A 9,839-nucleotide genomic window follows, 5' to 3' on the forward strand; every position below is an offset into this window, starting at 1 on the left:
TCACAAAGCCTCAAATGGATCGTTGATTGACACGCTTGGATAGTTCTTCAGCCGACTCTTTACGTTCGGAGTAACGGTCGACCAGGTAGTCGGAGCGATCACGAAGTAACAGGGTGAACTTCACCAGCTCCTCCATCACGTCGACGACACGGTCGTAGTACGCCGAGGGCTTCATGCGGCCCGCCTCGTCGAACTCCAGATAGGCCTTGGGTACGGATGACTGGTTGGGGATGGTGAACATGCGCATCCAGCGGCCGAGGACGCGCAGTTGGTTCACAACGTTGAAAGACTGCGAGCCGCCGCAGACCTGCATCACCGCGAGGGTCTTGCCTTGCGTCGGGCGTACGGCGCCCATGCTCAGTGGAATCCAGTCGATCTGCGACTTGAACACGCCGGTCATCGCGCCGTGGCGCTCAGGCGAGCACCAGACCATGCCTTCCGACCACAGCACCAGGTCACGTAGTTCCTTGACCATCGAGTGGTCATCGGGCACGTCATCCGCCAGTGGCAGGCCAGTGGGATTGAAGATCCGCGTCTCCGCACCGAAGTGCTCCAGCAGGCGTGCCGCTTCTTCTGTCAGCAGACGGCTGAAGGAGCGTTCGCGTGTCGATCCGTACAGCAGCAGGATGCGCGGTTTATGGGTGGACTGCTGCTCGATCGCGAGCTTGTCGGCGGACGGCAGGTCGACCAGTTCGTTGTCGATGTTGGGGATGTGATGTTCGGTCATGATTTTACTCCTGAGACAAGGCACCAGAGGGCTGATCAAACCAGCGGCGCTTGAGCCACAAGGCCACGCCCACCAGTGAGATCAGTACCGGCACTTCCACCAAGGGCCCGATGACGGTTGCAAAGGCAACCGGCGAAGCGAGGCCGAAGGTAGCGATGGCCACGGCAATGGCCAGTTCGAAGTTGTTGCTTGCTGCGGTGAACGCCAGCGCGGTGGTGCGTGGGTAGTCGGCCTCCAGCAGCTTGCCCATCGAGAAGCTGATGAAGAACATCACCACGAAGTAGATGGTCAGCGGGATGGCGATGCGCAGCACATCCAGCGGCAGCTGCAGCACCATGTCGCCCTTCAGACTGAACATGGCCACGATGGTCAACAGCAACGCCACGAGCGTCAGCGGACTGATCTTCGGAATGAAGCGCTCCTGGTACCAGGTCTCGCCCTTGCTACTGATCAGGATCTTGCGGGTCAGGAAACCGGCCAGGAACGGGATGCCCAGGTAGATCAGCACCGACTGAGCGATATCGAGGAAACTCGTCTCGATGACGCTGCCTTCAAGTCCAAACAGCGGCGGCAGCAGGCCCAGGAAGATCCAGGCGTACACACTGAAGAACAGGATCTGGAAAATGCTGTTGAAGGCGACCAGGCCCGCCACGTACTGGTTGTTGCCACCGGCGATCTGGTTCCACACCAGCACCATGGCGATGCAGCGCGCCAAGCCGATGAGGATCAGGCCAGTCATGTACTCAGGCTTGTCGGGAAGGAACACTACTGCCAGCCCGAACATCAGCACCGGGCCGATTACCCAGTTCTGGACCAGCGACAGCACGAGGATGCGCTTGTCCTTGAAAACTTGAGGCAGTTCCTCGTATTTCACCTTCGCCAGCGGCGGGTACATCATGACGATGAGGCCAATCGCGATGGGGATGTTTGTCGAGCCTACCGACAGGCTGTTCAGCCACGCGGGCAATCCCTGGAACAGACTGCCCAGGGCGATACCCAAGCCCATGGCCAGAAAGATCCAAACCGTCAGGTAACGGTCGAGGAAGGAAAGTCGGCTTTTGCTCATGGTGGATCTCCCTATACGTCAGAGCGTTCCGATGCGGGCCAGCTCAACCTTGAGCTGGGCGGCATCCAATTGTTCAAAAGGCAGTGCAAGGAATGCCTTGAGGCGTCGCTTAATCTGCTCAAGCGTGGTGTCGAACGCCGCGTCCAACTTGGCGGGGTTGCCCTGCAGGTCCGACGGATCGGAAAGTCCCCAGTGGGCTTTTACTGCCGGCCCGAAGAACACGGGGCAGGGTTCGCCGGCAGCCTTGTCGCAGACGGTGATGACAAAGTCCGGGGCCAGTTCGGCGTGCGCATCGCTGAACTTGCTGCTGAGGCCATCGGTGGAAATACCGGCGCGCTGCAGCGCGGAGATGGACAACGGATGTACCTCGCCTTTGGGCTGGCTGCCGGCGCTGTAGGCCTTCATACCGGCCGGGGCTAGGTGGTTGAACACGGCTTCTGACAGGATGCTGCGGCAGCTATTGGCGGTGCAGAGGAACAGAACTTTCATCGGTTTTGCTCGGCAGTGATCAGCAGCAGGTGGCGACGCGCTGTGGGCGGTCACCCATTGCGTCCAATCGAGTGGAACTGCTGTTCAGCCACTCGCTATTGGCCTCCAGCGTCGTTTTCAGGATCTCGCGCACCCAGGCGGGCAGCTCTGGATGCAGCCGGTAGTAAACCCATTGGCCCTGGCGGCGGTCTGCCAGCAGGTCACACGTGCGCAGCTGCGCCAGGTGGCGGGAAACCTTGGGCTGGCTTTCTTCCAGTGCACAGGTCAGCTCACAGACGCAGAGCTCTTCCTCGCGGGCGATCAGCAGCATCATCCGAATGCGGTTCTCGTCGGCGAGGCATTTGAAAACCTTGGTAGGGGTCAGTGAGTCAGTCATATCGGCTCTCGATGTGCGGGTTACTGCACGTATATGGTTTTTCGAATATACGCTTTTTCGAATGTATCGCAACTCCTCCGGTTATGGGTAGCTTTACATGTGCATGTTTGTGCACATATATTGTCGGCATGACGACCAACCAGAACCTCCGCACCCAAGCCATCGACGCTGCCATCGAGTCGCTGGACGAAGCCTTCTTCAAAGCGCTCTGCGAGCCATCCAGGGTCGCGGTGTTCAAGCGCGTACTCCTGCTGGGCCGGGCGGATGTCGGCGAAATCGCCAAAGAGCTGCCTCAGGAGCGCTCGGTGATCTCCAGGCACCTTCAGGTGCTGCACGACGCCCAGATCGTGAAGGCCACCAAGGTGGGCAGGCAGGTGTTCTACGAAGTGAATGGTGGGGCGATCGTCGAGCGCCTTGAGGGCTTGCTCCAGCGAACCAAGGGTCTGGTTTCGCTGTGCTGCCCGTAGCTATAGCCCTTGTTTTACCCTTATATATGCATGGGTGCGCACATATGAATAAGTTGAGTCGCGCGATGGATGTGATCGTCATCGGTGGTGGGCAAGCGGGTTTGGCGCTTGGCTGGCATTTGCGGCAACACGGCCTGGACTTTCTCATCCTGGATGAGCAGACGCGCCCGGGCGGAAACTGGCGAAACTACTACGACAGCCTGCAGCTGTTCTCCCCGGCGGAGTATTCAGCGCTACCGGGGATGGTGTTTCCCGGCGATCCCCAGGGCTACCCTTTGCGAGACGAAGTGGTGCAGTACCTGGAGGCATACGCCGCCGAGTTTCAACTGCCTTTTGAGGGCGGTACCCGAGTGACGGAGGTCGTGCAGAAGGACAAGGCATTTGAGGTTCTCGCCGCCAATGGGTCGACCTTCACGGCGCGTGCGGTGGTCGTTGCATCGGGGGGCTTCAGCCGTCCAAACATGCCTGACATTCCTGGCCTGGAAAGCTTCTCAGGGACCTGTCTGCACAGCTCGGCGTATCGAACGCCTGAGGCCTTTGCCGGCCAGCGTGTCGTCGTGGTCGGTGCGGCAAATTCGGCTGTTCAAATTGCCTATGAGCTTGAAAGTGTTGCGCAGGTGGTGCTGGCCACCCGCGAGAATATCCGCTTCTTCCCCCAGCGAATCCTGGGGCTCGATTTTCACGCGTGGTTGAAATTCACCCGGTTGGAGCACACACGTTGGCTGAGTGACCAGAGCACGCCTGTACTGGATACCGGCAAGTACCGGAAGGCCCTAAATACCGGGCGACTCCAGCGCAAGGCGATGTTCCAGAAGGTGTTGCCCGACGGCGTCGTGTGGCCGGATGGAACCACCCATCAGGCCGACGCGCTGATCTTCGCCACCGGTTTCCGGCCGAACCTGGAGTTTCTGGCACAGCTTCCAGTCGCCGACCAGCACGGTCGTGTCCTGCAGCGAAACGGCATGGCAGATCAGGTGCCCGGCCTGTACTTCGTTGGGCTGCCCAAACAAAGGAATTTCGCCTCAGCAACCCTCAGGGGTGTAGGGGCTGACGCACGCTATCTCTTGCCCCAGCTACTTCGTCATCTGGACCGGGTTGGTTCGACGGAAACACCCGCTCAACGATCGCGCAATCCAGCCACCTGCCTTCAAGGCAAGCGTGCTTCTCATAGACGCCAACCGTTCTGAAGCCGCAGGACTGGCAGAGCGCGAGACTCGCCTCATTGAAGGTGAAAATGCGGGAGAGGACTTTCCAGAAACCACGTGCCTCAGCCTCGCTGAGTAATGCCTTGAGCAGCGCCTTACCGATGCCACGTCCGCGGACGTCACGGTGCAGATAGATCGAGAAGTCGGCGATGCCGGCGTAGCACGAACGCGCGCGGTAGCTGCTCAGGTTTGCCCACGCGGCTACCGCGCCGTCGACCTCGACGACCAGCACCGGATAGCGGGACGTGTCGGCAACCCAAGGCTGTACATCCTTGGCGGTGCGCGGCTGGGTCTCGAACGTAGAACTGCGGTCTTCGATCCCCTGGTTGTAGATCTCGGCAATGGCCTGAACATCACCGAGTTGAGCGAGGCGGATGTGCATCTTGCTTCCTTTTGGAATGGCGCGAAGCCATTGAGCATGAGTGTCGTAGGCTCAAACCTCTAGGCTCGCTGCGCTCTGGAATTGTAAACTTTTTCATTGAAATGCCTGGTTTGTGACGCTTCTGCCGACATCGAGTGTAGAAAAATCATGTATTTTCAATGAAATGTGGACTTTGTTTACAAATTTGGTCCGCATAACGGCAGAAACCGGCCGGGTGATCGTAATGGGCGTGGTGGGTGCCGCCGGCCAGGTGGCAGGCGATGCCGTGTTGCAGTGCCTGTTCCGCCGCCAGCAGCGAGCCGCCCACCGCGCGCACGGTGCGCCGGGCCAGGGCTTCGCTCCAGGGCAGACCGAGGCGGCGCTGGTCTTCGCGGGACAGGTCGCCGTTCAGGTAGCGTTCGATGTAACTGCGGTCATGGGCCAGGGCGAGGATGTCGCTGGGACAGATTTCCGGACGCAGCAGCGCCGCGTCGGTGGTCAGCCCACTGTCGATCAGGTGGTCGTGCAGCAGGCGGAACTTGTCCATGGGGAAGCGATGTTCGGCAGGGAATTCCGGGCTGTAGTCGTCGTGATAGACAAGAGGCAGGCGCATGGTGGGTCCGCTGGTGGAGATCGGTCGATCTTGCCAGTTGCCCGGCGAGGTGCGCCAGCGCCGGGCGATGATGGCCATGCAGGGCCAGCATTGCCTGCCTACGCTGTAGAATGCGAGGCCGTGGATTCTGGAGGCGCTGATGACCCCCATACTTGAACTGGAAAGTGCGCGCTTGCTGCTGCGTCAGTGGCAGGACGATGACCTGAAGGAGTTCGCCGCCCTGTGCGCCGACCCGCAGGTGATGCGCTATTTCCCCGCGCCCCTGACCCGGCTGGAAAGCGCCGCGTTGATCGGGCGGATCCGCGGGCATTTCGCCGAATACGGCTTTGGTCTCTGGGCGCTGGAGCGCAAGGACACCGGTGCCTTCATCGGTATGACCGGGCTGGCCAAGGTCAGCTTCGACGCCGATTTCACCCCGGCGGTGGAAATCGGCTGGCGCCTGGCCCGCCGTCACTGGGGCCTGGGCTTTGCCAGCGAGGCGGCCTGGACCTCTCTGCGCTGCGCCTTCGCCCAGATCGGCCTGAAAGAAGTGGTGTCGTTCACCTGCCGCGACAACCTTGCGTCGCAGAAGGTGATGCAGGCCATCGGCATGCAGGCCGACCCGGCCGGCGACTTCGAACATCCGAAACTCGAAACCGGCCATCCGCTGCGCCCCCACGTGCTGTACCGCATCAACCGCGCCCAGTGGCAGTCCACCTTGCGCGGCTGAATCAGCGAACATACAGGCCAGTAATGACAGATCCTGTATCATTTGCCGCCTTGCGCCCTGCTTTGGAGAATCTCGAATGAGCCACGTGTTGGACGATCTGGTCGATCTGTTGAGTCTGGAAGCGATCGAGGAAAACCTCTTCCGCGGCCGTAGCCAGGACCTGGGCTTTCGTCAGCTCTACGGTGGCCAGGTGCTCGGCCAATCGTTGTCGGCCGCCAGCCAGACGGTCGAAGAGGCGCGCCACGTGCACTCTCTGCATGGCTATTTCCTGCGTCCGGGCGACGCGACCATGCCGGTGGTCTACTCGGTGGACCGCGTGCGTGACGGCGGCAGCTTCAGCACACGGCGCGTGACGGCGATCCAGAAGGGCAACCCGATCTTCACCTGCAGCGCCTCGTTCCAGTACGACGAAGAAGGCTTCTCGCACCAGGGCCAGATGCCCGACGTGGTCGGCCCGGAAAACCTGCCATCGGAAGTGGAACTGGCCCGGGCCATGGCCGACCAGCTCCCCGAGCACATTCACGACAAGCTGCTGTGCGCCAAGCCTATCGAAGTGCGCCCGATCACCGAGAAAGACCCCTTCAATCCCAAGCCCGGCGATCCGGTGAAGTACGTCTGGTTCCGCGCCGACGGCACGCTTCCCGACTCACAGGCCCTGCACAAGTACATGCTGGCCTACGCCTCCGACTTCGGCCTGCTGACCACCTCGCTGATGCCTCACGGCAAATCGGTGTGGCACAAGGACATGCAGATCGCCAGCCTCGACCACGCGCTGTGGTTCCACGGCAACCTGCGTGCGGACGAGTGGTTGCTGTACGCGATGGACAGCCCGTGGGCCGGCAATGCCCGTGGTTTCTCCCGTGGCAGCATCTTCAACCGCGCGGGGCAGTTGGTGGCGTCGTCGTGTCAGGAAGGGCTGATTCGCCACCGCAAGGACTGGACATGAGCCTTGCCGAGATTCGTCACTGGGTGTTCGACATGGACGGCACCCTGACGGTGGCCGTGCATGATTTCGCGGCAATCCGCGAAGCGCTGGGCATTCCCCCCGAAGACGACATCCTCACCCACCTCGCCGCGTTGCCGGCGCAGGAGGCACAGGCCAAGCATGCGTGGTTGCTGGAGCATGAGCGGGACCTGGCGATTGCATCGAAACCGGCGGTGGGCGCGGTGGAGCTGGTGCGCGAACTGGCGGGGCGGGGTTATCAGCTCGGCATCCTGACTCGCAATGCGCGGGAGCTGGCGCATGTGACGCTGGAAGCGATTGGCCTGGCCGACTGCTTTGCGGCGGACAGCGTGCTGGGCCGCGACGAAGCGCCGCCGAAACCGCACCCGGGCGGTTTGTTGAAACTGGCCGAGGCCTGGGATGTGGCGCCGGCGCGGATGGTGATGGTCGGTGATTACCGCTTCGATCTCGACTGCGGTCGCGCTGCTGGCACCCGCACGGTGCTGGTGAACCTGCCGGACAATCCCTGGCCGGAACTGACGGACTGGCATGCGGCGGATTGCCGAGCATTGCAGCAGTTGTTGGCGGGCTGACCCTATCGTTGCATGGGTATCTACACATCTCGCAGGCTAGTAAAAAGCTTAAGGACACCGCTCCCACAGGATTGTGAAGTGGACGACGGTTTACGATTGCCAGCGATGAGCCGCAAAGCGGCTCTGCCTTTCCTCAGAACTCCCAGCGCGTCGTCACCATCACATTGCGCGGCTCACCGTAATAGGTGGTGTCGAAGTTCCCCAGTCCGCTCAGGTAGCGCTTGTCCAGCACGTTGTTGGCATTGAGCGTGAAGCTCAGGTGCTCGTCGTACTGGTAGCGGCTCATCAGGTCCACCAGGGTATAGCCGCCCTGTTTGATGCGGCTGTAGTCGTTGAGCACCGGATGCCAGATATTGCCGTAGAACGCGCTCTGCCAGCTCGCCCCGCCACCCACGGTGACCTTGTCCAACGCGCCCGGCAGGCGGTAGGTGGTGAACAGGCGGACCAGATGCTCGGGCTTGGTGGTGGTCATCGGGAAGCCGAAGATGCGTTGCTCATCAGCGTCGCGGGTGCGCGCATAGGTGTAGCCAGCGCTGATGTTCCAGCCCTCCAGCGGCTCGCCGGCCACTTCCAGTTCCAGGCCCTTGGTGGTGGCGCCGTCGGGGGATTTGTAGATGCCTTCGTTGGTCACAGGGTTGGTGCCGATCGACTCGGCGACGTTGTCTTGCTCGATGCGGAACAGCGCCAGGCTGGCGTTCAGTTTGCCACCGAAAAACGCGGCCTTGATGCCGGTCTCGTAGCTGTCGCCTTCCACCGGATCGAGGGTCGCGCCGTTGATGTCCTTGTTGGTCTGCGGCTGGTAGATCGAGGTGTAGCTGGCGTACACCGACCAGGTGTCATCGAGGTCGTAGACCACCCCGGCATAGGGCGTGACCACGCCATGCTGCTTGTAACCGGCCTGGCTGTCCTGGAACGCCGGGTTGAGGCCGTCGTAGTTGTAATCATCGTCGTACTTGAAGTTGCTGACCCGGGTGCCGAGGATCACCGACAGGTCGTCCGCGGGCTTCAAGCGGGTGGCGATGTAGGCGCCGTTCTGCCGTTTGTTCTGCTCGTACTTGCCGTTCTTCGGGAATACCGGACGGTCGATATCGCCCTGCCAGTCGTAGATGCTCCCGGGGACCATGGCGAACAGGCTGGTGTCGTAGGTGGCGCCGGTCTGGCGCGAGGTCGAGTTGTTGAAGCCGACCACCAGATCATGCTCGCGGCCGAACAGGCTGAACGGTCCGGACAGGCTCAGGTCAGCGCTGTTCTGCACGCGATGGCCTTCCCAGCGACCCCAGTAGAAGAACATGCCGTCGCCCGTGGCGCGGTCCGGATTGCCGCCGCTGGCCGAGGCCAGGCGGGTGTCGTGATCGGACTGCATCTGGTTGAGGCTGAGCTTAAGTGTCCAGTCGTTGGCCAGCGCCTGTTCCACGCTGGCGAAGTAGGTGCGGCTCTGGAAGTCGCGGCGGCTCCAGTCTGCGCCGGGGTTGAACGAGCGTGAGAAATCGGTGCGACCGCCGTCGGCGAAGTACACCGGGTTGCCGGTCCAGGAGGTGCCGCGCGGTGTGGTGGTCTGCTGGTCGATGCCGACGGTCAGCAGGGTGTCGGGGCTGAGGTCGGCTTCGAGAATGCCGTACCAGACTTCTTTTTTCTGCTGATAGTGGTCCTGATAGCCCTTGCGGTCTTGCTTGGCGCCGACGAAGCGGCCGCGCAGGCTGCCAGAGTCGTTGAGCGGGCCGGAGATGTCGCCTTCGCCGCGGTAGTTGTCCCACGAGCCGGCGCTGCCGGTCAGCGAGGCCTGGAATTGCGCGGTGGGTTTCTTGCGGATCAGGTTGACGGTGGCCGAGGGATCACCCGAGCCGGTCATCAGGCCGGTGGCGCCCTTGAGCACTTCGACGCGGTCGTAGGTGGCCATGTCGACCTGGGTCACGCCCTCGTTGTAGACGCCGTCGTAAACGGTGTTGACCCCGTCGTACTGATAGTTGGTGATGACCATGCCACGGCTGGAGAACTCGGTGCGGTCGCTGTCGTAGACCTGGCCCGCGACGCCGGGGGTGTTGCGCAGTACGTCAGCGATGCTCTTGGCGCCCTGGTCGTCCATCTGCTGGCGGGTGACCACGGTCACCGATTGCGGGGTCTCGCGGATCGACAGCGGCAACTTGGTGGCGGTGCGGGTCACACCGGTGGTGTAGCTGCCGGAGCGCTCGGGGGTGTCGTCGAGCCACCGGTCGGCGGCGCTTGTGGGGCCCCGGGCCACCGGGCTGCCCGCGCCCCGCCGGGACCGCACATCCACGCCCCTCCCTTGGCG

Annotated in this window: 10 protein-coding genes and 2 pseudogenes; 5 read left to right on the forward strand and 7 right to left on the reverse strand. The window is 62.0% G+C overall.

From position 1 onward, the window contains the following. Positions 1-10 precede the first annotated feature (10 nt). Genes arsH through HWV67_RS28095 form a run of 4 tightly spaced genes read right to left on the reverse strand, consistent with a single transcriptional unit; the run spans position 11 to position 2,658 of the window. On the reverse strand, positions 11-727 hold the full coding sequence (arsH, locus tag HWV67_RS28080; protein WP_175653588.1) for an arsenical resistance protein ArsH: 717 nt from the start codon (positions 725-727) through the stop codon (positions 11-13). A 4-nt stretch (positions 728-731) separates the two neighbouring features. Further along, positions 732-1,793: an ACR3 family arsenite efflux transporter gene (arsB, locus tag HWV67_RS28085; RefSeq protein WP_175653589.1), complete on the reverse strand. Its 1,062-nt coding sequence runs from the start codon at positions 1,791-1,793 to the stop codon at positions 732-734. 18 nt (positions 1,794-1,811) lie between these two features. After that, on the reverse strand, positions 1,812-2,282 hold the full coding sequence (locus HWV67_RS28090) for an arsenate reductase ArsC (RefSeq protein WP_175653590.1): 471 nt from the start codon (positions 2,280-2,282) through the stop codon (positions 1,812-1,814). A 19-nt stretch (positions 2,283-2,301) separates the two neighbouring features. Next, on the reverse strand, positions 2,302-2,658 hold the full coding sequence (locus tag HWV67_RS28095; RefSeq protein WP_175653591.1) for a metalloregulator ArsR/SmtB family transcription factor: 357 nt from the start codon (positions 2,656-2,658) through the stop codon (positions 2,302-2,304). A 128-nt stretch (positions 2,659-2,786) separates the two neighbouring features. Between HWV67_RS28095 and HWV67_RS28100 the strand changes: the two genes are divergently transcribed. Together HWV67_RS28100 and HWV67_RS28105 are read left to right on the forward strand one after the other, a co-directional pair. Beyond that, positions 2,787-3,125 carry an ArsR/SmtB family transcription factor gene (locus tag HWV67_RS28100; protein ID WP_175653592.1) on the forward strand — a complete coding sequence of 113 codons (339 nt, stop codon included), beginning with the start codon at positions 2,787-2,789 and terminating at the stop codon, positions 3,123-3,125. 44 nt (positions 3,126-3,169) lie between these two features. Then, positions 3,170-4,213 (forward strand): annotated as a pseudogene (locus HWV67_RS28105) (flavin-containing monooxygenase); the annotation flags it as partial. Here HWV67_RS28105 and HWV67_RS28110 read toward each other — a convergent pair. After that, complete coding sequence (locus tag HWV67_RS28110; RefSeq protein ID WP_175653593.1) at positions 4,158-4,712, reverse strand: arsinothricin resistance N-acetyltransferase ArsN1 family A; 555 nt, start codon at positions 4,710-4,712, stop codon at positions 4,158-4,160. The pseudogene HWV67_RS28105 and the gene HWV67_RS28110 overlap by 56 nt on opposite strands. Positions 4,713-4,899: 187 nt before the next feature. After that, positions 4,900-5,304: pseudogene (locus HWV67_RS28115) on the reverse strand (histone deacetylase); the annotation flags it as partial. 139 nt (positions 5,305-5,443) lie between these two features. On the opposite strand from HWV67_RS28115, the gene HWV67_RS28120 reads away from it, so the two are divergent. The 3 genes from HWV67_RS28120 to HWV67_RS28130 all read left to right on the forward strand — a co-directional run bounded on the left by HWV67_RS28120 (position 5,444) and on the right by HWV67_RS28130 (position 7,549). Then, the gene (locus HWV67_RS28120; RefSeq protein WP_175653594.1) at positions 5,444-6,013 is read left to right on the forward strand and encodes a GNAT family N-acetyltransferase; all 570 of its coding nucleotides are present in this window, start codon (positions 5,444-5,446) and stop codon (positions 6,011-6,013) included. A 76-nt stretch (positions 6,014-6,089) separates the two neighbouring features. Beyond that, the gene (gene tesB, locus HWV67_RS28125; protein WP_110968997.1) at positions 6,090-6,959 is read left to right on the forward strand and encodes an acyl-CoA thioesterase II; all 870 of its coding nucleotides are present in this window, start codon (positions 6,090-6,092) and stop codon (positions 6,957-6,959) included. Beyond that, positions 6,956-7,549, forward strand: a complete 594-nt coding sequence (locus tag HWV67_RS28130) for an HAD family hydrolase (RefSeq protein ID WP_175653595.1) — start codon at positions 6,956-6,958, stop codon at positions 7,547-7,549. The genes tesB and HWV67_RS28130 overlap by 4 nt, the downstream gene beginning before the upstream one ends. Positions 7,550-7,682: 133 nt before the next feature. Here the strand turns inward: HWV67_RS28130 and HWV67_RS28135 are convergent, their stop codons facing one another. Beyond that, positions 7,683-9,824 carry a TonB-dependent siderophore receptor gene (locus HWV67_RS28135; protein WP_256680224.1) on the reverse strand — a complete coding sequence of 714 codons (2,142 nt, stop codon included), beginning with the start codon at positions 9,822-9,824 and terminating at the stop codon, positions 7,683-7,685. Positions 9,825-9,839 lie beyond the last annotated feature (15 nt).

This window comes from Pseudomonas sp. Marseille-P9899, from assembly GCF_903166565.1.
Taxonomy (GTDB): Bacteria; Pseudomonadota; Gammaproteobacteria; order Pseudomonadales; family Pseudomonadaceae; genus Aquipseudomonas; species Aquipseudomonas huaxiensis.

Bases quoted from the DNA above. Each gene is read 5' to 3' on its own strand.
- HWV67_RS28110 (WP_175653593.1), bottom strand. From the start codon at position 4,712: ATGCACATCCGCCTCGCTCAACTCGGTGATGTTCAGGCCATTGCCGAG.
- HWV67_RS28090 (WP_175653590.1), bottom strand. From the start codon at position 2,282: ATGAAAGTTCTGTTCCTCTGCACCGCCAATAGCTGCCGCAGCATCCTG.
- tesB (WP_110968997.1), top strand. From the start codon at position 6,090: ATGAGCCACGTGTTGGACGATCTGGTCGATCTGTTGAGTCTGGAAGCG.
- arsH (WP_175653588.1), bottom strand. From the start codon at position 727: ATGACCGAACATCACATCCCCAACATCGACAACGAACTGGTCGACCTG.
- HWV67_RS28095 (WP_175653591.1), bottom strand. From the start codon at position 2,658: ATGACTGACTCACTGACCCCTACCAAGGTTTTCAAATGCCTCGCCGAC.
- HWV67_RS28120 (WP_175653594.1), top strand. From the start codon at position 5,444: ATGACCCCCATACTTGAACTGGAAAGTGCGCGCTTGCTGCTGCGTCAG.
- HWV67_RS28130 (WP_175653595.1), top strand. From the start codon at position 6,956: ATGAGCCTTGCCGAGATTCGTCACTGGGTGTTCGACATGGACGGCACC.
- HWV67_RS28100 (WP_175653592.1), top strand. From the start codon at position 2,787: ATGACGACCAACCAGAACCTCCGCACCCAAGCCATCGACGCTGCCATC.
- arsB (WP_175653589.1), bottom strand. From the start codon at position 1,793: ATGAGCAAAAGCCGACTTTCCTTCCTCGACCGTTACCTGACGGTTTGG.